This is a genomic window from Arthrobacter sp. P1_H7, assembly GCF_056405215.1.
In genome coordinates this window covers 65,498-86,207 of record NZ_JBFUCO010000011.1, presented here as the reverse complement: position 1 = coordinate 86,207, position 20,710 = coordinate 65,498, and the positions used below count along the sequence as shown (strand labels likewise).

Sequence of the window (20,710 nt, the reverse complement as noted above, 5' to 3'; positions counted from 1 at the left end):
CGAAGCACATGAACACGCCAGCAATCGAAGTCCGCGGGCTGCGGAAGTCCTACGACGCAAAGGCCGTGCTCGACGACGTCGACCTCACCGTGGGCGCGGGCACCGTCACCGCACTGCTCGGCCCGAACGGCGCCGGCAAGACGACGACCGTGCACATCCTGTCCACCCTGGTGCGGCCCGACGGCGGCACGGCACTCGTGAACGGGCGCGACGTCGTGCGCGACCCCGACGGCGTCCGCGCCGAGATCGGCCTGACCGGCCAGTTCTCCGCCGTCGATAAGCTGCTCACCGGCGAGGAGAACCTCCTGTTGATGGCCCGGCTGCGCCATCTCGGGGCGAAACGCTCCAAGACCCGGGTGGCCGAGCTGCTCGAGCAGTTCGACCTCGTCGAGGCCGCCCGCAAGCCGCTCGCCACCTACTCGGGTGGGATGCAGCGCCGCCTCGACCTCGCCATGACCCTCGTCTCGGCGCCCAGCGTCATCTTCCTCGACGAGCCCACCACGGGCCTGGACCCGCGCAGTCGCCACACCATGTGGGACATCGTCCGCAGCCTGGTGGCGGACGGCACCACCGTGCTGCTCACCACCCAGTACCTGGACGAGGCGGACGAACTCGCGGACCGCATTGCGGTGCTCGACGGCGGCCGACTCGTCGCCGAGGGGACGCCAGACGAGCTCAAGCGTCTGGTGCCCGGCGGACACATCCGGCTCCGGTTTGCCGATGCCGCGCGGCTCGACGCCGCCTCCCGGCTGCTCGGCGAGTCCGCCCGCGACGATGCCGGGCTCTCGCTCACCGTGCCGAGCGACGGCGGTGTCGGCGCGCTGCGCACCGTGCTGGACCGCCTCGACACGGCCAACCTGGAGGTCGACGGCCTCAGCATCCACACCCCGGACCTCGATGACGTGTTCTTCGCGCTGACCGGCCGGGTCGAGACGAAGGGAACCGAATCATGACTACCATCACCGCCAAGCGCCAGACGGCCCCGGGCACACGCCAGCAATCACACGTCCTTGCCGACTCGGTCACGATGCTGCGCCGCAACCTGCTGCACATGCTGCGCTACCCGGGCCTGTCGGTCTTCACCATCGTGGGGCCGGTAGTCCTGCTGCTGTTTTTCGTGTTCGTGTTCGGCGGCACGCTCGGGGCCGGCCTGCCCGGCGCGGATCCGGCCGGCGGGCGGGAGGCGTATGTCGCCTACATCATGCCGGGCATTTTGTTGTTGACCATCGCCGGCAGCGCCGGCGGCATCGCGACGACCGTGTCCATGGACATGACCGAGGGCATCACCGCGCGGTTCCGGACGATGGCGATCTCGCGGGCCGCGGTGCTTGCCGGGCACGTGCTCGGCAATACCATCCAGGCGATCATCGCCGTCGTGCTCGTGCTCGGCGTCGGCCTCCTGATCGGCTTCCGCCCGACCGCCGGGTTTGTCGAATGGATCTCCGCCGCCGGTCTGATCGTGCTCATCGCGTACGCGATCAGCTGGCTCGGGGTGGCCATGGGCATGCAGGCGAAGTCTGCCGAGACCGCCAGCAACCTGCCCCTCGTGCTGACCTTCCTGCCCTTCCTCAGCAGCGGCTTTGTGCCGACCGAGTCGATGCCGGAATGGTTGCAGTGGTTTGCGCAGTACCAGCCGTTCACACCGTTCATCGAGGCCATCCGCGGGCTGCTGCTCGGCAACCCGCTCGGCTGGAGCCCGGTGCTGGCAATCGGGTGGTGTGTCGTGATCGTGGTCGCCGGGTACGCCTGGTCGATGGCGATCTACGAACGCAAGTCGGTGCGCTGAGCCCAGGCTACACCCGGCCCGTGCGGGCGGTCGCGAGCGCATCGCGGCCGCCCGCCCTGTGCCGGTAGGCTGAGGCCCACATTGTCTTCGACACCTGCGCCTCCAGTCCTGGAACTGGTAGGTGTCGAAGACTTCCATCGAGATGCCAACAGGGACTGCTGATGTTTGGGTTGAATCGGTGACGCCCTGGGTTCGGTGGGGTCGCGCCCACTTTGCCGTGCAGTCGGTAGCCGGTCTCTTCTGGTGGGCCGCTGTATTCGTGTCGCCTGGTGTGCGCGAGGCGACCCTCGGTAACCTCGACCCGGCCGCGGTGGCGGTCTTGGACATTCCGCTGTTTGTCTTGGCCTCAGCCGTGGCGGCATTCGGGGTCAAGGCTGCCGCGCTGGTGAGTACCGGCTGGACCGGCGTCGTCACCGTCGCGCTGGCGGTATACGCCACGATCAATTCGGAAGCCGGCTGGGGCGTGCTAATCATGGGCGCAGCCACCGCAGGTTCGCTGATCGCCCTTTGCCTCGTATTGCTGGGGCGTGTACCGACGGCGTGGATCATCTGCGGTCCGTTCGCGTTCCGCCCCGCCAGCAACCGCCCGACCGCTGCAATCCACGTGGCGTCAACCTTCGGCCAAATCGTCCTCTTCTGGGGGTTCTTCCTGGCGGTGGTTCCGTGGGTCATAGTGGTTCTCGAACGGCGCTGGGCGGTGGGGTTCCCGTTTCCACCGGCTGCAGGTCCTGTCGGTGTCACGCTTCTGGGGCTGGCCAGCTCACTCGGCGTCTGGTCGGCGGTAGTGATGTCGACACTGGGGGATGGCACGCCGCTGCCGTCGGCGATGCCCAACCGCCTGGTCATCGCCGGTCCGTACCGTTGGATTCGGAATCCGATGGCGGTCGCGGGCATTGTGCAGGGCGCCGCGATCGGCCTCATCCTGCAGTCATGGCTCGTCGTTGCCTACGCGGTTGTGGGCTCGCTGGTGTGGAACTACGCCGTCAGGCCGCTCGAGGAGGCTGACCTCCAGGGACGGTTCGGCGAAGAATTCCAGCAATACCGCGACACGGTGCGCTGCTGGATCCCTCAAGTGTCGACGGTGCAGCGCTCTTCGGGATGATGTGGGTTCCGGTCCGTCATCCCCGCTCCCTTAGGTCTCGTAGGGGGTCCGGAAGAGGGTGATTCCCCATTCCGGGTTGTGCAGCACGATTCCATTCTCCCGCTGTGCGAACTGAAACGGAGCCTGAAGGTATCGTTTCATCCGGGCCTGTTCCTGGTCCCACGGGAAGTTGCAGGTGCCCAGAAAGCTTTCCAGTGTCCCCGGCTCCGGCGTGATCGTTTCGCCGGCAATGCTGACCCTGACCGCATACGAAGCACAGGGGATGCGCACGGTCATCAACGTGCCCCCGCCAACGCTGCCGAACCGTATCGCGTAATCGCCAGAGCTCAAGCCCGGACCACTGGGCACAGAAGCGGGCAGCATGGAACCCGATGTGAAGTACTGGCACTCCAGCGCTCCGTTGGCCACGGCGTTATCGGCACGCTGTGGCAGACATTCATCTATACCCTGCCCGGGGGCTGGCGGAATTGGCGGAACCGGGGCGAGGGTCATGCCGGGCGACAGTCCGGCGGCCGTCGACGGTGCGGCTGTGGCGGCGGGCGGCTTGGTGACCGTTTGTTCGCCGGCCGACGTGCTAAGTGGGGGAGTAGACGCGCAGGCCGCGGTTAGCGCGACGACGGCGAGGCACACCAGGGACAGCAGTGTCGGCGTCGTGCGTATTCCATTACGGGCGGGTCCCCCGGGCGCGGCCATGATCCGAACACTAGGGGTTCGGGGCTGTCCGTGCAACAAGCCCCCGGCTCCGGCTAGGCGACCGGGGCCGATGAGCTCTGCTGCTGGTGCTGGTCCAGGACGTCCCGGGCGGTGGTCCACGTCCGGCTGCCGTACCGGTCGTTGCTGACGTAGTTCAGGGTCGCGTCGCCGCTGAACATGCTGGCGAAGTACTGCATGCCCTGCCACGGCGGGAACGGCTCGTCGGAGGCCGGCATGAGGGCTTTGACTGCCCGGCTCATTGCAGTCAAGGAACCGACGCTGCCCGCGTAGAGGAGCCGGAATTGCGTTCCGGTCAGCTCGGACATGGTGGCTGCCAGGGTCCTTGCCGTGACCCGGTCTCCGGCGATCTGGAGGACGCGGGGCGCCCGCTCGTCGAGGGCTGCGGCGGCGGTGTAGGCGGCCGTGTCGTCCTTCGTGGTGAAGTCGAGCACCTGGTCGGGGTCGGACCAGTAGAGCACACGGCGCCGGGAGAACAGGATCATGGGTGCTTGCCCGGAGAGCATGTCGGTGAAGGCGCCGTTGAGGATGGACGTGGCCCGGATTTCGGTGGCGTCCAGTCGCTGTGCGAAGTCTCGGCGGAACTGCAAGTTCCGGTTGCTTCGGGGGCGGATTCCACGGTAGTCGATGGAGTAGTCGGAAGGGATGAAGCGCGGTACGCCCACCGCGGCCGCCGCCTCCAGCAAGCGCGATTGGGCGTCGAAAATTGCGCTGTCCAGACCGTTGATCGCGGAGACTACGCAGTCAACATCCGCGCAGGCCCTTCGGAGGCCCGCCGGATCGTCGTAGCCCGCCTGGATCACCTCGACGCCCGGGGCGCGGAGCTGCGCGATCCGCTCCGTACTGGTCCCTGGCCGTGTGAGGACCCGAACGGTGGCCCCCAGGGCGACCAAATTCCGCAGGATACGCCCGCCGAGATCGCCGGTGGCGCCGGCAAGAAGGACGGTGCCCGGAGTGGGAGTCGACGGAATCATGTTGGCACCTCAAGTGACGTCGGGCGGAGAGGGATAGTGGGCTAAAGACTACCAACGGCAGGGCAACTGCGATTCCCGTTGTGACTCGACGACATCCCCGAGCCTGAATGATCAGCGGAACCGTTGCCCGTCAATTGCGAGCCGGCCCTAACTCCAGCGGTGGGATTCCAGCGCGCGAAGCAGGGGAGCGGGGTCGCCTTTCAGAAGGTCAACGGGGCGGGACCCGCCGAGTTCCCGCGAGGGGGTGACCATCCAGGCCGTGAAGTAGTTGTGCGGAACCTTCAGTTCGAGCGCGCGCTGGAAAAGGTCGACGACGGTCGGGTGGAGGTGGCCGCCGGCGATGAATTGGAATCCCGGGCAGAACGTGCCGTCGTCGATGAAGACGCGGACGAGCTGCTGCATTACGGGCTCGGGGTCGTCCATCAGTTGGTCGAGCCGGCGGCGGACCTGTTCCAGGGAGGGCAGCGTGAATTCTGTTCTGATCCCTGCCCAGGTCTGGTCGTTGATCGGCTGACGGTTCAGTGCCACCGTTGCCTAGCCGCCGTCGCTGATGTCGGCCAGGAGCCACTGGACGGAGCGAGGATTCCGGCGCAGCGTGAAGGTGCGCAGCGCCGAATTCGACCCCAGCCGGGCCTCGACGCGCCAGTATTCTCTGCCGGCCGGGCTGGCGCCGCCATCGGCGGCCGTGCATCGGGTGCCCTGCCGGGGGTCGTCGCCGATCCAGTGCCGGGACTCGGTGGCGGGATCGACAATCCAGATCCGACCCTCGTGCCGGATGGCGAGGGGCTTGCCTGCCGGGTCGAGCCGGACCTGAAGGTCAAGGGTTCGTGTGGGGGTTTCGGTGCTGAGGGTCATGGGGTGGTCTTTCGTGGTGCGGTGATGCGGGGGTGTGTTGGTCTTAGGCGGCTTTGACGAGGGGGAGTTCGTCCCAGTGGGTGGTGTAGCGAGGGGAGAGCATGTCCCGTTTCATGGTCCAGTCCGGCCCGCCCCGTATGCCGGCGTGGCCGAGTCCGATGGAGCCGCGCCCGTACCGGCGGGTCACGTCTTCCAGGAGGGTTCCGATGCGGTGTTCCTCGTGCGGGTTTTCGAACAGGGCCAGCGGTGCCTGGTTGCCGGTGGGCCGCAGGTCGGTGACCATGATGCCTGCCCGGGCGTACTTGATGCCTTCCTGGATGTGGGGGAGGAGTGCGTGGGCGGCCCTGGTGAGCAGGACGGGATCGGCGGTGGGCATCGGCAGCGGCACGCACACCGACGGGTAGGAAGTGTCGTTCGGGTTGAAGTGCGAGGTGCCGGCGAAGGCGGTGAGGATCTTGGCCTGGAGGCCGTGTTTGGCCAGCCGTGCCGAGGCCTGCTGGCCGTAGACGCTCATGACCTGCCGCATGCCGGCGGCGGTGGTGATGGGGGTGGCGAAGGAGCGCGAGAAGATGAGCTGGTCCCGGCCGATCCGTTCTTCCTCCATCGGGATGCATGGGGTGCCCTGCAGTTCCAGGACGGTGCGCATCATGACCACGGAGAAGCGGTCCCGGATCATCACCGGGTCGGCCCGGGACAGGTCAAGGATGGAATGGAGCCCTAAGGCGTTGAGGCGTTTGGTCAGCCGCGTCGCGACGCCCCAGATTTCGATCACGGACAGCCGGCGCATCAGCGCCTCCCGGGCGGCGGCGGGAACGGAGTCCCAGTGGCAGACCCCGTCGAAGGCGGGGTTGTGCTTGGCCCATTTGTTGGCCAGTTTCGCCAGGGTCTTGGTCCCGGCGATCCCGACGCAGACCGGAACCCCGACGTTGCGCCGCACGGCTGCCTTCATGGTCTGGCCCAGGGTCAGCAGGTCCGTCGGGGTGCCTTTGACGCCGAGGAAGGCCTCGTCGATGCTGTAGACCTCCAGCCAGGCGCTGTAGCGGCCGAGCAGTTCCATCACCCGGGCGCTGATGTCCCCATAGAGCTCGTAGTTGCTGGACAGCGCGACGAGTCCCCACTCCCTGGCCCGCGGGGCGAGTTTGAACCAGGGCTCACCCAGGGCGATGCCGAGGGCCTTGGCTTCGGGGGACCGGGTGACGGCGCAGCCGTCGTTGTTGGACAGGACGACGACGGGCCGGCCTTCGAGGGACGGGTCGAATGCCCGCTCGGCCGAGGCGTAGAAGCAGTTCACATCCACGTGCGCGATCTGCGGCATCCGCCGCATCGGGGCGGGCTTAGACATCGTGTGCCTCAAACATGGTGCAGGCAGCGGGTCGCGACGCCCCAGATGACCAGATCCGACAAGGATGGCACCCGGATGTCCGGGTACGCCGGATTCTCCGCCTGCAGCACGACGCCGGCTACCGTGATCCGGAGCCGCTTGATGGTCAATTCCCCGTCCAGGACGGCGATGACTACGGACCCGTCCTTGGGCTCCAGGGCCCTGTTCACGATCAGTTCATCGCCATCGCTGATGCCGGCGCGTTCCATCGAGTCTCCGGAGACCCGCACGACGTAGGTGCTGGTGATGTCCTTGATCAGGTGCTCGTTCAGATCGATCCGCCCATCAAAGTAGTCCTGCGCCGGCGAGGGGTACCCGGCCGCAACGGGGACCGGCGAGATCAGCACCGACAGCAACGACATGCCCGCGTCTATCACGCGGGGACCGACAACAACGCCCACAACACACCCTTATTCGAATATATGTTCGATACATTCAGTGTAGCCGGATGGGCCGACAAAAGATGGACTCTACCCAATTGCAGACACTCAGTGGACCTACACGGGCCCCTGGCGTCCAACCGGCGCCCGGGCACTCTCTCGAAGCGACGCAGCGATTGGCGTCAGCCCCCAGCGGCGCGGACTGCTGCCCTGGGCCTCGCCCTGCAAGGAGCATGCAGGCGTCAGGGAAGAAGCGGAAACTGAGTGAGGGCAGGGTTGTTCCTATGACCACAAAGGCGCACGGAATGGTTCAGCCCCAGAAGGGTGAGTTGCGGGGGACAAGAATGGACAAGAATTGCCGATTAGAGTACTGGCAGAAAGAATATCTAGCAGTGATAAGCGTGGCTCCGTTTCTGGCCGGGGGTTCAAATGCTGGCAATTTGCTAGCTGGGGGGAGATTCAGACATGTTTGTAGTCGAGGCAACTAAAGACGGCCGCGATCACCGTGTCATCGACAGGGACGCCAACGTCTACCTAAAGTGGCTGGTCGCTGGGGGGCCTTACTTCACCGAAGTTTTCAGTCTCGTGCACGCCGGGGGAAGCATCCCCTTCACCACGGCGCGTGAGGAGGGCATTGACGCCGAATCCGCGCTGCCCTACTTCGTTTATAGATTCCTAACGTTTGGCAGCGCACCGAAGGCACACAGAAATACGAAACATTTGGTTAACCGTACCTTCGATGATGAAGTCGAAAAGCGGTGCTGGAAGGAAGTCGCCACAGAAGCTCTTCTGGTTTTTGGGTGGGCCTATAACGGGCTGAAAGCTCCACATCCGAGCTACATGCGTGTTGATCTAGACGGGAAAATTTACACCCTTAAAGACTTCGGCTACGCTCTCAACTCCAAATAGGGCCATCGCCGGAGGGACCCTCCCGCAGGCAGGCTGGAATACGACGGTGATTTCCGACGTCGTGCCTGAACAAAACGCGGAACTGAAGGCGCAGCCCGGGGGCGACATCGCCCTTAGCGGCACGAACTTGGCCTCCACTTTCATGCGGCACGGCCTGATCGACGAATTGCCAATCCTCGTCCATCCCGTGGTCCTGGGCAGGGCCGGCCGCTGTTCGAGGCCGCGGATGTCCGGATGAGCCTTAGGCTGAAGGGGACGCGGTCGTTCGGCAACGGCGTCGTTTTGCTCCACTACCCGTGCGACGGCGCCGCAGCGTCCGCCGAGTGAACGTCCGAGGACTCAGGGTCAGTCTGTCAGCGGATTACCCGATAGCGCACGTGGGTGACGAGGCTGGAACCGCTCACGTCCGTCGGCTCAAGCTTCAGGTCCGTCACGCCGTCCAGCAGCCGTTCGCCCGCGCCCAGGACTATGGGCGCAATGTGGAGCCGCAGCTCGTCGATCAGCCCCGCCGAAAGGAATTGTCGGGCGGTCTGCGCTCCGCCGGCTATGGCCACGTCCTTGCTGCCAGCGGCCTTCCTCGCCTGGGCCAGCGCCGATTCGATCCCATCGGCCACGAAGTTGAACGTTGTGCCGCCCTCCATCTCCAGGGGCTCGCGGGGGTGATGGGTGAGAACGAACACAGGTGCGTGATAGGGCGGTTCCTCTCCCCACCATCCCCGCCATTGCTCATCCCATGCCCCGGGACCGGCGTACATGTTCCGGCCCATGATGTAGGCGCCGGCCGCGAGGATGCCTTCCAGCTCGGCCGCGTTGGACTCGGCTTCCTCGAACATCCACCTGTGCAGGAGCTCCCCGCCTTCACCCAGGGGTTCCGTCATGCTTTGGTTCGGACCGGCGAGGAATCCGTCGAGGGAGATGGTCAGATCGCACGTGACTCGGCTCATGCGCCCATCATGTCACCACTCGGCGGGGCACCGACAAGACCTATGCGGCAGGCATGCTAGCCGGTCTGGAAGACTCCGGTTTGCGCGGGTGACGGCAGGTCAGCCGATCCGCTCGGCCAAGGACACGATGATCCCCTCCGGACCGCGCCCATAGGCCGTGCGCCAGATGTGCTCGTACTGACCGATGTCGCCGACCAGCCCAAGTTTCCACGGGAAGCCGCCCTGACTCGGGTCCTTGATCAGTGATGCCACGGCTTGTGGCGGCCTCGGTGACCGATCAACCGTCCCGGGTCGACATCGCTTGTTGCGCGGCCGGCGGGATCATCCGGTCTTCCATGGTGAGCAGGTGCCAGCTGGGCAGGTCCCGCCAGAATGGCTGGGTGACTGCCCCCTGGAGGGGGTCGACGCCCCAGGGACCGGCGAGTCAGCCATGAAGGCCGCCTGCCCGGGCGGCACGCCCGCCGCGAAAGAAGCGGCGGATTTCTCGCGGTCCAGGAAGAGGAACCCGTCCTGGGGCGGAAGGATCGGGGGGACCGGCGCGCCGGGTGGCGGATCCGCGATCAGGGTGTTGACCGGTTCGCCCCTGTCGGGTCCGAACCCGGCGATGTAGACAGGGGCGGCGACGTTTTCGTCGGTGCCGGCTTCGGTGACGAAACCGGGGCATATTATCGAGCCCCATTCTGCAAATTCTGCGTTCGGACCATTTCTAGCGCTGCGTCGGCGTATTCGTGGTCGGCGTATTGTCTTGCTGCCGAATGCGCGGCAAGCGTTGGGGGTTGGTGGACAATCGTTCTTCATGGGGTCTGAAAACTGGGTCGAGCGATACCGAAGAGGCGACCGGGAGCGTGTCTGGTCCGAACTGCGACGTCTAGGACCCGCCGTCGGTGATCCTGCTGTGCGGGATGAGGCGCAGGCTGTGTGCGATCAGATGGCCCTTAGGGCGCGGTCCAACATTGAGGTGCTCGTCGAACGCCTCACGTCGCAGGGATTTAGGTTTCATTCCAACGATGGGCTGCGTGTCCCGGTCGTTCCGTTCCGTCCGGCGACACCTGCGGCGCCGCGACTGGTTTCCTGGCTGGAAGCGGAGTTCGGCCCTATCCCTCTTGCCCTTTCGTCCTGGATCCGCCTCGTCGGTGACGTGTGGCTGGTTGGCACCCACCCGGAGTGGAGCGAGTCGTCGTACGCGGACCCGTTGGTCATCGAGTTGGAGGGAACGAGATTTCCTCAAGAATCCATGGCTGGGTTCTTTGCCGCGGAGTACGAGGCGTGGGAAGAAGAGGCATCAGATGACCCGCAGGTCGGTTCATTCGTGCTTCCTGCCGCGCCAGATCGGTTACACAAGGCAAACGTGAGCGGCGCCGATTCGTATGGGTTCAGGCTCCCTGACGGTGGCATCGACGGCGTCTTCGTCACGGAGGCCGAAATGCCCTTTGTGTCGTATCTCAACCTGGTGTTCGAGAGCGGAGGCTTCCCCGCAGAAACGGCCGGGGGAGGGCGGGCACGAGTCAGGAAGTCACTCGCGGAGGGCTTGTTGGCGCTCTAAATCGAGCGGATTTCCCCTTGTGGCTCACAAACTTGCCATCAATCTAACTTGTCCTTAAATAGCACCCACTGGCACTACTGCGATCAAGTTCGGGCGTATTTGATATCGAATAGCGCCCAACTTCCGGGAATGTCGCACGTGGGCAGCGAGTGTCTCCGCTAATGTCACGTTATGCAACCTCTTCGTCGATTCCCGCCGGCTCTCTATGCCGATGCTCTCGAGTCCTGGACGTTCCTCGATCTTGCCGACAAGCGTGCGCTTTTCACTTCGCCGTTCGGTGACGTGTTCTTTCAGACGGAGAGCGGATTCTGGTTCCTCGACGTCATTGCCGGCGAACTTACTCGTCTGTGGTCGAGCGAGGGTGACCTGAGGGCGGTAGTGAACTCGCGCGAGGGGCAAGACGACTACCTCATGATCGGTTTGGCCCACCAGGCAGAGAACGCGGGCCTCCAACCGGGCGAGGCCGAGATCTACGGTTTTCGCATACCACCAGTTCTCGGAGGTCCGACCGAACTTAGCAACGTCGAGTTAGGCGATTTCGTCGTGACCCTGAACATTGCTGGCCAGATTCACAATCAGGTCCGAACTCTTCCGCCCGGAACACCGATCGGCGGAATATCCCTGGCCTAAAATGAAGGGGGAGGCTCAGGAGGTGGTGATATTGCAACGGATGCTTCAATCACCGCCTAACTGGTAACAGTGCATATTCGTTTGCGAATTAATCTGCGCCCGGCCACGGAGTCCGCTTCGGCGCTCTAAGGGCAGGGCGATTCTGTCGAGTGGGTTAGCAGTTAGGCAATGTGCCGCCGCGGTCAGCGGCCTGACACTAGACCAACGACGGCACAGACGATGCCGAGCGCGACCCACGATCCCGCCATGAGCCGCACCATTCGGACGTTCCGCCGTTTGAATGCCGGCCTGTCCAGACTTGGCTGAAACCACTCCGCCCGGATTCTCGCTGCGCGATCATTGAGGGTCCGTGAAATGGCGAAGATAAAAATTCCAGCTCCCATCACCACCAGACCGAATAGTGTTCCGGGTCCCGGTGCGCATATTGGGACGTGAGGCCGCGTGTTCTAGGAGCAACGACGCGAAGGGCTCCGCGACGGGTGCGGGGTCGCCTTCTCCGAGTAACAGGTGCAGGCCGTCGGGGTGATGATCACATCGGTGGTTTTCATCGCGGCGATGTTCACGACGGGCTGAGCGTAGAGCAGCAGGAGCGTGGCGGCCACCCGGAGGACCGGCGGCGTATCGCGGCAGGTCTTCCCCTGGACCCAGAAGACCCCGAAGACCAAATAGGCAGGGGCAGATAGGCCGCCCCCAGGCGGAGAATCAGATTCGTCGAACTCTGCTCCCGGTTCCGGCGATCGATTGCCTTACGTCCCGCGGCCAGGACCCGTTCAACTTCGAGGTCGGCCAGATCGAAGCAGGGCTCGGTTGAATTCGGTGATGATCTGGGCGGGGGAGCGGCCGAACCCCTGGAGGCAGACCCGGTCCCAGTCATAGTCCGGACCGGTCAGGAAGTCGCAGAACACCTTCAGATGGGTCTGGTAGGCGCGGATGGTGGCGAACGCCAGATTCAGGATCGAGCGCTCGTGGGCGAAGAACTCTTCGGCATCGCCGACGGTCCAGTCCCACGGAAAATGCCCGGTGTGGTCCACGAACCGGCGAACCAGGCTTTCACGTCCCCGGATCGTGCCGGCCGTTTACAAGCCCGGCCTGATGCCCGACGAACCGCAGAACAGGATCAGATCCCTGTAACGGCGCGGACTTCAGCGTCCAGGCAGTCGAAGCCGGGGAGTGTGGATCACCGGGCCCTAATCTGCAGATTCTGCGCTTGAATTACTTCTACTTGACATAATGTTGATTATCGGCGCTTGAATAGCCGGAGGTGGAGTGGCTGCCAAACTCCCGCATGAGATGACTCTCTGTGGCAATGACGTCCGGTGGACATCGACGAAATTCCTGTCGGATTGCGGTCCGGTGAAAGGCAGATCAGCATCACGACGCGGCGTTCCCACAGCAATGCTGGGACGATGCTCTTTGCCTGGCTGAAGCATCCTGGCTATTGCTGAGTCAGTTTTCCGAACGTGCGTTCAGGGACATTCCGAGTCAGATCAGCTTCGAGTGGAAAACTGCCGAGCGCCCGACCGACAATGCTTTGCCGATCCAGCGCCGCGCTTTCACTGAGGCAGAGCTGCAGCAGCTTTCGACCACATCGACTGTCTCATCGACGGCGAGTACGCTGCCGGCGGCAAGCTCCCGCTACGGCTGTTCCGCGCCTTGGCGGCATTCACTGGTTTAGGACCCGAACGGCGGTCCGTTCTGACCATCCCCGACTTCCCCGGTGTCTCCCCGGACGACACAATCACCAACGGTTCCCCACGCAACGCCTTGGCAGGGTCTTCAACACGGGGGCTGCACGGCTCGGAACCGTCCACGCGAACACCTAACCCGCGCTCGTAGCCACTACCGCGGAGACGCTCGGCTACTCCCCCATCACCATTAAGTGCCATGCGACCGATTCAGGGGACCTTCACATCGGGATGCCGATGCCCCGAGCGTCGTTCAGCGGAGCTCCTCGACCAGCAAGGAGCAAGAGGGCAAGGACCTCTGGCTGTGGGGAAGCATGAAACTCATGCACTTCCTGCTGGATGCCGGCGTTGTCGACGAAGTCCAAATGCGGGTCTGCCCGGTGTCACGCGGCAAGGGAACGCGCATTTTCGAGGATCGGCAGGACCTGGTGCTGGTCGAGGCCACGCCGTTCGAAAACGGCGTGGTACTGCTGCGCTACGAGATCAAGAAATAAGCGGAAAGCCCGCCCTGGACGACGCCGTTTGTCGCCGGGAGGCGCGCCTCCCCGCCCCGGCCTGACTGCCTACGCATGATAGGGGTATGACCGAAAAATCCTTGCGCGTCCTCTACTCGATCGGCCTGGGCATCATCATCGTGCTCTTCGTAGGCCTCGGCATCGCCACCTTCTATCCAGCCCCTGAACTGTCGTCGCTGGTGGGTCTCGACGCCGCGGCCAGGCAGGCAGCCATCGACGCCCATCAGTCGGCGGTGCACGACTACAACCGCAACGTCACCATTGCGGCGCTCGTCTCGGCTCTCGTGATCCTGGGGGCCAGCATCTGGACTGAATCGAGGAAGCCACTGTTCGCCGGAGGGTTCCTAATCGGCGGCCTGCTGACGCTCATCTACGGCCTCATGCGGGGCCTGACCTCCGGGGTGACCGCAGTCGCGTTCTTCTCCGTCGCCGTCGGCCTCTTCGTGGTCGTCTATCTCGGGCATCAGCGGTTCTTCTCAGCCCGGGCCGTCGAGGCCCGGGCAAAGTCACGGGCGGAGGCCGCCTACGCCCGGACGCCCATGCAGCCGCAATTCGCCCCGGTACAGCAGCCCCAGTGGCCGGCTCCGTCCCCCTACGCCCAGGGACAGCCCTACCCGCCCCAGCAGGGGCAGTATCCCCCGCAGAGTCAGTACCCGCCCCACGCGCCGACGGCACAGCAGCCGTACCCGCCGTATCCGCCGGCGCCGGGAGAGCCCGGACAGCGCTAGCGCCCGGATCAGGCGGAAATCTTGTCCGCCACGCCCGAGTGGGCCGCGCGGGCCGCCGGCACGCCGTCGCCGTCCTGGCCGTACAGCCAGTCGTTGTAGCGGAAGTCGTTGTCCATCCGGCTCTTGAAGAGCAGGTTGCGCAGCGTCCGGGCCAGCCCGGAGACGTGCCAGGATTCGCCCCAGACGCGGGCGGTGCGCTGGACCTTGGCGGTGCGGCCGGCACGGAGGTTGTTGAACTCCTTGATCGCGCCGTCCCAGGCGCCGGGGTTGACGCCGTCTGCGGTGAACACGGTGCCGTTGCTGACGTCCTGCAGCACGGCTGCGTCCTCGAGGGCCTGGCAGGCGCCCTGGGCCAGGTACTGCAGCATCGGGTGCGCGGCGTCGCCCATCAGCACCATCCGGCCGGCCACCCAGTTTTCGATCGGATCGCGGTCGTACATGGGCCAGCGCATGCTGGTGCCCAGGTTTTTCAGCGCAGCCTGGACGGCGGGGACGCAATCCTTGTACGCGGCCTCAAGCTCGTCCACTCCGCCGTATTGCTCCTCGCCACGTTCGAAGGATGCGGACTTGAAAACGGCTACGGTGTTCAGCAGCTCGCCCTTGCGCAGCGGGTACTGCACGAGGTGGCAGTCCGGTCCGAGGTAGACAATGACGTCCTCGAGGTCTGCCTTGGGTGTGTGTTCGGTGATCGGCACGGTGCCGCGGTAGGCGACGTAGGCCGAGGGAACCGGCTCGTCGCCGGCCACGAGCGGACGCAGGGTGGACTTGAGCCCGTCGGCCCCGATCACGACGTCGGCCTCGTAGTCCACACCGGCGGCCGTGCGGGCCACTCCCCTGCCGTTCACGGTCTCCACGCTCTCGACCATGACATCGTTGACGAGTTTCACGCCCGCCGCTTCACAGCCTTCGAGCAGGACCCGGTGCAGGTCGCTGCGGTGGATCACCACGTAGGGCGCACCGTAGCGTTCCTCGAATTCCCCGCCGAGGCTCTGGCGCGTGAGCTCCTCGCCGGTGACGGCGTCGCGGAACACCAGGTGCTTGGGCTGGACGCCAATCTCCAGGGCCTTCTCCAGCAGGCCCCACCGCTTCAGGACCCGGGAGGCGTTGGGGGCCATCTGCAGCCCCGCGCCGACCTCGCCGAATTCGGGGGCCCGTTCCACGAGGGTGACGTTGGCGCCGTTTTCCCGCAGCGCGAGGGCTCCGGCCAGTCCGGCCATTCCCCCTCCGATGACGAGGACATCGGTGGACGGGCCGTCGGTGGACAGGAAACTGGTGGACGGGGCGTGCTCAGACATTGCTTGCTCCTGTAAGTGAGTGAGGGATTGAGGTTTTGGACTTGAGTTTGAGGCCGACGGCGGCCAGAAGGACCGCCGCGATGGCGGCTGCACCGGCGAAGGCGAGGAAATTGGAATTGACGCCCAGCCCGGCGGCCAGCAGGAGGCCGCCCACCTGCGGGGCGGCCACGGCGCCGATGCGGCCCGTCCCCAGCGCCCAGCCCAGCGCGGTACCGCGCAGGTGGCCGGGATAGTGGCTCGCGACGGCGGCGATGATGAGGCACTGCGTGCCGTGGGTGCCGACGCCGGCGAGGACCAGCATGAGATAGACGACGGTGACCGGCGGTCCCGTAACCAGCACCACGAGCGCGCCGGCGGCGACGGCGGCCGCGGCGATCGCCGTCGGAATCGGACCGAAGCGGGTTCCGGCCCAGGCCGTGATGACTGAGCCGGCCACCGCGCCCAGGTTCAGGGCCAGGGCGAAGGTCAGGGCGGACCCGAGGTTGTAGCCGGCCAGCTGCATGAGGTTAGGCAGCCAGGTTCCCAGCCCGTACCAGGCAAACAGGGTGGCTATCGTCGCCAGGGCGAACAGCACGCTGACGCCCAGGTACGGGGCGCGGAGCAGGGATTTGAAACCGGACGGCTCCGTGACCGCATGGTCCTTTCCGGCTGCCATGGCTGTGGCGCTGACAGGTGCCAGGGTTTCCGGGAGGTATTTGAGTCCGAGTGGCACCACGATCAGCAGTGCGAGCACGGCCACGAGGAACATGGATTGCCAGCCGAAGGCGGGGATCAGCTGGATGCCGACGAGGGCGGCGATGGATCCGCCGATCGGGACGCCGGACATCATCAGGGTGGCGACGGTGGACCGCCACTTGGCCATGACGAGTTCAGCCACGAGCGCATTGGCCGAGGGCACCAGGCCGCCGAGCCCGATGCCGGCGAGGAGCCGCAGAGCACCGAAGACGGGGGCGCTGGGGGCGAACGCGCACAGGATCGTGAAGATCGAAAAGACGATGGCACACCCCAGGATGGTGCGACGGCGGCCCCAGGAGTCAGCCATCCGACCGGCGAAGATCGCCCCGATCATCATGCCGACGAAGGCCATTGAGCCGATCGTTCCGGCGGTGGCCTTGTTCAGGCCCCAGCCGGTCTCAGAGATCAGGGACGACTGGACCGTGCCGTAGACGATCAGGTCGTAACCATCGAAGACCACCAAGAGCCAGCAGACGAGGACGGCCATTGCCGAGCCTTTGGAGAACCGCGATGCAGGCCCATCAGCGGTGGTCGAGCCGTCAAGACTCGGGGTTGGCCGCTCCGGCGCTGCAGCGGAAGGTGTGTGATTCATGCCACCACTGTCCTAGCCGCCGCAGGTGAACCACAATACAATTCTGATGTGCAGAACAACCCGTCAGCAAAGTCCGCCCGCAAGCCCGTTCAGAAGCGGCCGACCTATTCCATCGAGGCGGTCGACAACGCGTTGCAGCTCCTGCAGCTGCTCCGCGACGGCGGCGCGCTCCGGCTTAAGGACGCCGCCGTCGAGCTGGGCGTGGCCCCCTCCACCGCCCACCGCCTGTTGGCGATGCTGGTCTACCGGGGCTTCGCTGTCCAGGACGAAACCCGCCGCTACGTCCCCGGCCCGGCCATGGGCGTCGGGCCCGCCGGGCTGAGCTGGACCCGGATGCTCCGCACCCTCGCGCAGCCGCACATGGAACTGCTCTCGGCGCAACTCAACGAGACGGTCAACCTTATGGTGCGGGTGGGCACGAAAGTGCGCTTCCTGGCCACTGTGGAAGGGAACAACGTGTTGCGTGTTGGTGACCGGCAGGGAACGGTGATGCCTGCCAATAAGACGTCCGGCGGCAAGGCCATGCTTGCCGAACTGGAATCGCACATGATCGACCAGCTCTTTCGCAGCAACAATGCCGAAATTGGCGGGGACACCATTCCAGCAGCGGAGTACCCGGCATTCCTGCGCGAGCTTGAGTCCATCCGCAGCAACGGCTTCGCGGCCAATTTCGAGGGCACGGAGGAGGGGGTGAGCGCCCTCGGAATGGCCTTGCATAACCGGCACGGGCACGTCGTCGGCGCGATCACCGTCGCCACTCCCGCGACCCGCTTCCGCCGGGTGTTCGACGCCGGACTCGTCCCCGCCCTGCGGGAAACCTGTCGGCAGCTGGAGATCGACATCGCCGCAAACCCGGCCGAGCCGGACTGAGTGCACCCGGCGCCCTGCGCGAGGAATTCTGTTGAGCAGAATATGCTCGGGATCACACGCCGGCATCCGTAGAGTCGAACTACGCCAATAGAGTTCTGACCTACCGAGGAGGCCCACGTGTCCATCAGCGCCGAGAACACGACTCATGAATCCGTTGCTGCCAGCCACGCGTTGCCGGAGCCGACGCCCGAAGAGGCTGCCCAGCTCAAGGAGCTGTACCGGGATTTTGACCGGGAGAACCTGATCCCGCTGTGGACCGAGATCGCGGACCTGATGCCGATGGTCCCCTCGCCGAAGGCGGTCCCCCATGTCTGGCGGTGGAGTGACCTGTATCCGCTGGCGGCCCGTGCCGGGGATCTGGTTCCCGTGGGCCGGGGCGGGGAACGCCGGGCGATTGCGCTGGCCAACCCGGGCCTGGCAGGAACCCCGTATGCGACGCCCACGCTGTGGGCGGCGATCCAGTACCTCGGTGCCCGGGAGACCGCGCCGGAGCACCGGCACTCGCAGAACGCGTTCCGCTTCGTCGTCGAGGGCGAAGGGGTCTGGACGGTGGTGAACGGGGACCCGGTCCGGATGTCCCGCGGCGATTTCCTGCTGACCCCGGGCTGGAACTTCCACGGCCACCACAACGACACTGATCAGCCGATGGCCTGGATCGACGGGTTGGACATCCCGTTCGTGCACTATGCCGACGCCGGATTCTTCGAGTTCGGCACCGAACGCGTGACGGACGAGGCCACCCCGGACATCTCCCGCTCCGAACGGCTCTGGGCCCACCCGGGCCTGCGCCCGCTCTCGGGCCTGGATGACACGACGAGCTCCCCGATCGCGGCCTACCGCTGGGAGTACACCGACCGAGCGCTGGCCGAGCAACTGCTGCTCGAGGACGAGGGCCACCCGGCCACCGTATCCCAGGGCCACGCCGCGGTCCGGTACACCAACCCGACGACGGGCGGGGACGTGATGCCGACCATCCGGGCCGAATTCCACCGCCTCCGCGCCGGCGCCACCACGCAAGTCCTCCGCGAGGTCGGCTCCAGCGTCTGGCAGGTCTTCGAAGGATCCGGCTCCGTGGTCCTCAACGGCGAAACCAGGACCCTGGAGAAGGGCGACCTGTTCGTCGTCCCGTCCTGGGCCCAGTGGTCCCTGCAGGCGGAAACCGGGTTTGACCTCTTCCGCTTCAGTGACGCCCCCATTTTTGAACAGCTGAACTTCAACCGCACCTACAGCGAAGGACGCAACAAGTAATGAGACTCCTCACCCTCCGCCTCGCCGCCGGCGAGAACACAGTCACCAAGGCGGTCCGCCAGGACGGGACCACCCTGACCGAGATCGACGGCTTCGCCGACGTCGGAGAACTCCTCCGTTCAGAAGGCTGGGAGGCGACGGCGAAGGCGGCGAACGGCGCGACGCACCCGGCCGACGGCGCGGACCTCGCCCCGGTGGTCCCCTCCCCCGGCAAGATCATCTGCGTGGGCCACAACTACCGCAACCACATCAAGGAAATGGGCCGGGAAGTCCCCGAGTTCCCCACCCTGTTCGCCAAGTACCAGGAATCCCTGATCGGCCCGAACGATGACCTGGCCCTGCCGCAGGAATCCGACACGGTCGACTGGGAGTCCGAACTCGCCGTCGTGATCGGCAAGAAGGGCCGCCGGATCAGCGAGGCCGACGCCGCCGACCACATCGCCGGGTACGCCGTGCTCAACGACGTGTCCATGCGCGACTACCAGTTCCGCACCATCCAGTGGCTGCAGGGCAAGACCTGGGAGAAGTCCACCCCGTTCGGCCCGGCCCTGGTCACCAAGGACGAGTTCAGCGGCGGCCTCATGACCACCGCGGTCGACGGCGACATCCAGCAGCAGACGCCCACGAACGACGTCGTCTTCACGCCCGAGTTCCTGGTCTCCTACATCTCGACCATCATCACGCTGAACCCGGGCGACGTCATTGCCACCGGCACCCCCGGCGGCGTGGGCCACGCGCAGGACCCGAAGCGCTACCTGCAGGAGGGCCAGCTCCTGGTCACCACCATCGAGGGCCTCGGACAGCTGAAGAACCGCGTGGTCAAGGAAGCCTGATGGTTGCCCGCCACGACCAGGCGACGGACCCGGAACTGCTTGCGGCGCTGCTGCAGGCCCGGCGCGGCACCGCGCTCTTCGCCCGCAAGCTCAACGAGCTCAGTGACGCGGAGCTCGACGGCGACTCGCTGCTGCCGGGCTGGACCCGCCGCCACATCACCGCGCACATCGGCTACAACGCCCGGGCCATCGCCCGGCTCATCGAGTGGGCCGCCACCGGGGTGGAGACCCCGATGTATGCCTCCACCGCGGTCCGGGACCACGAGATCGACTTCGGCGCCACGCTGAGCCCGATCGCGCTGCGGCACCTCTTCGACCACTCCGCCGTGCACCTGAACGTCGAATGGCGGGACCTGCCCCAGGACGCCTGGCACCACACGGTCCGCACCATCCAGGGCCGCGAAGTGCCCGCCACCGAAACCGTCTGGATGCGCAGCCGCGAAGTCTGGATCCACGCCGTCGACCTGGACAACGGCGCCAGCTTCGCCGACATCCCGGCACCCGTGCTGGAACGGCTGCTGACGGACATCACGGGCGTCTGGCACACCCGCGGCACCGACAAGGACCTCGTGGTCAAGGTCACGGACCGCGGCCTGAAGTTCGGGGACACGGCGTCGGCGACCCCGACCGTGGTCTCCGGCCCCCTGGCCGCCGTCGTCGAATGGGCCGCCGGCCGCGGCAACAGCGGCGTCACCGCCACCGGGCCCGGCACCGCAGACCTGGACGGAAAGGTCCCAGCCGCCCCGAAGTGGATTTGAGCACTAGCTAAACGGTCGTAAGAGCGGAAGGCCCCCTCGGCGAGGGGGCCTTCCGCTTTCGTATGTGGTTTCCTGCGCCCGGGGGGCCCTTTGCGGGCAATGTTCGACGCCGGAGCCCTGGTTGACGGCGTGTCCGCGCCAAAGTGGCCCCGGACCGCAGCCCTGCCCCCGGACCGCAGCCCTGCCCCCGGACCGCGGTCCGCGGTCCGGGCCTGCGGCCAGGGCCGAGGCCAAAG

The 20,710-nt window shown here is 65.8% G+C and carries 25 protein-coding genes; 13 read left to right on the top strand and 12 right to left on the bottom strand.

The genetic code is table 11. The features are described from left to right. The first annotated feature begins 8 nt into the window (after positions 1 to 8). From AC1DXI_RS12615 to AC1DXI_RS12605, 3 genes are all read left to right on the top strand, one after another. A complete protein-coding gene (locus AC1DXI_RS12615; protein ID WP_476938912.1) occupies positions 9 to 953 on the top strand; it encodes an ATP-binding cassette domain-containing protein in 945 nt (314 codons plus the stop codon). Continuing rightward, positions 950 to 1,786: an ABC transporter permease gene (locus AC1DXI_RS12610; protein WP_476938911.1), complete on the top strand. Its 837-nt coding sequence runs from the start codon at positions 950 to 952 to the stop codon at positions 1,784 to 1,786. Before AC1DXI_RS12615 ends, AC1DXI_RS12610 begins: the two co-directional genes overlap by 4 nt. Before the next feature lie 142 nt (positions 1,787 to 1,928). Further along, positions 1,929 to 2,888 (top strand): methyltransferase family protein, encoded by a 960-nt coding sequence (locus AC1DXI_RS12605; RefSeq protein ID WP_476939029.1) that lies wholly within the window; start codon positions 1,929 to 1,931, stop codon positions 2,886 to 2,888. A gap of 30 nt (positions 2,889 to 2,918) precedes the next feature. Here AC1DXI_RS12605 and AC1DXI_RS12600 read toward each other — a convergent pair whose 3' ends face one another. From AC1DXI_RS12600 to AC1DXI_RS12575, 6 genes are all read right to left on the bottom strand, one after another. Beyond that, positions 2,919 to 3,296 (bottom strand): hypothetical protein, encoded by a 378-nt coding sequence (locus AC1DXI_RS12600; RefSeq protein ID WP_476938910.1) that lies wholly within the window; start codon positions 3,294 to 3,296, stop codon positions 2,919 to 2,921. 338 nt (positions 3,297 to 3,634) lie between these two features. Beyond that, the gene (locus AC1DXI_RS12595; protein WP_476938909.1) at positions 3,635 to 4,573 is read right to left on the bottom strand and encodes an NmrA family NAD(P)-binding protein; all 939 of its coding nucleotides are present in this window, start codon (positions 4,571 to 4,573) and stop codon (positions 3,635 to 3,637) included. 147 nt (positions 4,574 to 4,720) lie between these two features. After that, positions 4,721 to 5,101: a hypothetical protein gene (locus AC1DXI_RS12590; protein ID WP_476938908.1), complete on the bottom strand. Its 381-nt coding sequence runs from the start codon at positions 5,099 to 5,101 to the stop codon at positions 4,721 to 4,723. A 6-nt stretch (positions 5,102 to 5,107) separates the two neighbouring features. After that, positions 5,108 to 5,428, bottom strand: a complete 321-nt coding sequence (locus tag AC1DXI_RS12585; RefSeq protein WP_476938907.1) for a hypothetical protein — start codon at positions 5,426 to 5,428, stop codon at positions 5,108 to 5,110. Between the two features lie 43 nt (positions 5,429 to 5,471). Further along, positions 5,472 to 6,770, bottom strand: coding sequence for a Y-family DNA polymerase (locus AC1DXI_RS12580; protein WP_476938906.1), 1,299 nt, complete (start codon positions 6,768 to 6,770; stop codon positions 5,472 to 5,474). Between the two features lie 8 nt (positions 6,771 to 6,778). Then, the gene (locus AC1DXI_RS12575) at positions 6,779 to 7,210 is read right to left on the bottom strand and encodes a LexA family protein (protein ID WP_476938905.1); all 432 of its coding nucleotides are present in this window, start codon (positions 7,208 to 7,210) and stop codon (positions 6,779 to 6,781) included. Between the two features lie 444 nt (positions 7,211 to 7,654). Between AC1DXI_RS12575 and AC1DXI_RS12570 the strand changes: the two genes are divergently transcribed. Both AC1DXI_RS12570 and AC1DXI_RS12565 read left to right on the top strand, forming a co-directional pair. Further along, positions 7,655 to 8,098 (top strand): hypothetical protein, encoded by a 444-nt coding sequence (locus AC1DXI_RS12570; RefSeq protein ID WP_476938904.1) that lies wholly within the window; start codon positions 7,655 to 7,657, stop codon positions 8,096 to 8,098. Between the two features lie 46 nt (positions 8,099 to 8,144). Beyond that, complete coding sequence (locus AC1DXI_RS12565) at positions 8,145 to 8,336, top strand: dihydrofolate reductase family protein (RefSeq protein ID WP_476938903.1); 192 nt, start codon at positions 8,145 to 8,147, stop codon at positions 8,334 to 8,336. Positions 8,337 to 8,451: 115 nt separating this feature from the next. On the opposite strand, the gene AC1DXI_RS12560 is transcribed toward AC1DXI_RS12565, so the two are convergent. Both AC1DXI_RS12560 and AC1DXI_RS12555 read right to left on the bottom strand, forming a co-directional pair. Beyond that, positions 8,452 to 9,042 carry a dihydrofolate reductase family protein gene (locus AC1DXI_RS12560; protein ID WP_476938902.1) on the bottom strand — a complete coding sequence of 197 codons (591 nt, stop codon included), beginning with the start codon at positions 9,040 to 9,042 and terminating at the stop codon, positions 8,452 to 8,454. Positions 9,043 to 9,141: 99 nt separating this feature from the next. Further along, complete coding sequence (locus AC1DXI_RS12555; protein WP_476938901.1) at positions 9,142 to 9,294, bottom strand: hypothetical protein; 153 nt, start codon at positions 9,292 to 9,294, stop codon at positions 9,142 to 9,144. A 664-nt stretch (positions 9,295 to 9,958) separates the two neighbouring features. Here AC1DXI_RS12555 and AC1DXI_RS12550 point away from each other — a divergent pair. After that, positions 9,959 to 10,585, top strand: coding sequence for a hypothetical protein (locus AC1DXI_RS12550; RefSeq protein WP_476938900.1), 627 nt, complete (start codon positions 9,959 to 9,961; stop codon positions 10,583 to 10,585). A 171-nt stretch (positions 10,586 to 10,756) separates the two neighbouring features. After that, a complete protein-coding gene (locus tag AC1DXI_RS12545; protein ID WP_476938899.1) occupies positions 10,757 to 11,215 on the top strand; it encodes a T6SS immunity protein Tdi1 domain-containing protein in 459 nt (152 codons plus the stop codon). A 446-nt stretch (positions 11,216 to 11,661) separates the two neighbouring features. Here the strand turns inward: AC1DXI_RS12545 and AC1DXI_RS12540 are convergent, their stop codons facing one another. Together AC1DXI_RS12540 and AC1DXI_RS12535 are read right to left on the bottom strand one after the other, a co-directional pair. Next, positions 11,662 to 11,880, bottom strand: coding sequence for a hypothetical protein (locus tag AC1DXI_RS12540; protein WP_476938898.1), 219 nt, complete (start codon positions 11,878 to 11,880; stop codon positions 11,662 to 11,664). 105 nt (positions 11,881 to 11,985) lie between these two features. Beyond that, the gene (locus AC1DXI_RS12535) at positions 11,986 to 12,246 is read right to left on the bottom strand and encodes a hypothetical protein (RefSeq protein ID WP_476938897.1); all 261 of its coding nucleotides are present in this window, start codon (positions 12,244 to 12,246) and stop codon (positions 11,986 to 11,988) included. A gap of 848 nt (positions 12,247 to 13,094) precedes the next feature. On the opposite strand from AC1DXI_RS12535, the gene AC1DXI_RS12530 reads away from it, so the two are divergent. Both AC1DXI_RS12530 and AC1DXI_RS12525 read left to right on the top strand, forming a co-directional pair. Further along, positions 13,095 to 13,394, top strand: a complete 300-nt coding sequence (locus AC1DXI_RS12530) for a dihydrofolate reductase family protein (protein WP_476938896.1) — start codon at positions 13,095 to 13,097, stop codon at positions 13,392 to 13,394. 86 nt (positions 13,395 to 13,480) lie between these two features. Then, complete coding sequence (locus AC1DXI_RS12525; protein ID WP_476938895.1) at positions 13,481 to 14,143, top strand: hypothetical protein; 663 nt, start codon at positions 13,481 to 13,483, stop codon at positions 14,141 to 14,143. An 8-nt stretch (positions 14,144 to 14,151) separates the two neighbouring features. Here AC1DXI_RS12525 and AC1DXI_RS12520 read toward each other — a convergent pair whose 3' ends face one another. Next, positions 14,152 to 15,438 (bottom strand): FAD-dependent oxidoreductase, encoded by a 1,287-nt coding sequence (locus AC1DXI_RS12520; protein WP_476938894.1) that lies wholly within the window; start codon positions 15,436 to 15,438, stop codon positions 14,152 to 14,154. Next, positions 15,431 to 16,660, bottom strand: coding sequence for an MFS transporter (locus AC1DXI_RS12515; protein WP_476938893.1), 1,230 nt, complete (start codon positions 16,658 to 16,660; stop codon positions 15,431 to 15,433). The genes AC1DXI_RS12520 and AC1DXI_RS12515 overlap by 8 nt, the downstream gene beginning before the upstream one ends. Positions 16,661 to 16,813: 153 nt before the next feature. Here AC1DXI_RS12515 and AC1DXI_RS12510 point away from each other — a divergent pair, with 153 nt between their 5' ends. The 4 genes from AC1DXI_RS12510 to AC1DXI_RS12495 all read left to right on the top strand — a co-directional run bounded on the left by AC1DXI_RS12510 (position 16,814) and on the right by AC1DXI_RS12495 (position 20,474). Next, a complete protein-coding gene (locus tag AC1DXI_RS12510) occupies positions 16,814 to 17,635 on the top strand; it encodes an IclR family transcriptional regulator (RefSeq protein WP_476938892.1) in 822 nt (273 codons plus the stop codon). Between the two features lie 117 nt (positions 17,636 to 17,752). Further along, positions 17,753 to 18,883 carry a cupin domain-containing protein gene (locus AC1DXI_RS12505; protein WP_476938891.1) on the top strand — a complete coding sequence of 377 codons (1,131 nt, stop codon included), beginning with the start codon at positions 17,753 to 17,755 and terminating at the stop codon, positions 18,881 to 18,883. Further along, positions 18,883 to 19,716: a fumarylacetoacetate hydrolase family protein gene (locus tag AC1DXI_RS12500; protein ID WP_476938890.1), complete on the top strand. Its 834-nt coding sequence runs from the start codon at positions 18,883 to 18,885 to the stop codon at positions 19,714 to 19,716. Before AC1DXI_RS12505 ends, AC1DXI_RS12500 begins: the two co-directional genes overlap by 1 nt. After that, positions 19,716 to 20,474: a maleylpyruvate isomerase family mycothiol-dependent enzyme gene (locus AC1DXI_RS12495; protein ID WP_476938889.1), complete on the top strand. Its 759-nt coding sequence runs from the start codon at positions 19,716 to 19,718 to the stop codon at positions 20,472 to 20,474. Before AC1DXI_RS12500 ends, AC1DXI_RS12495 begins: the two co-directional genes overlap by 1 nt. The last annotated feature ends 236 nt before the right edge of the window (positions 20,475 to 20,710 follow it).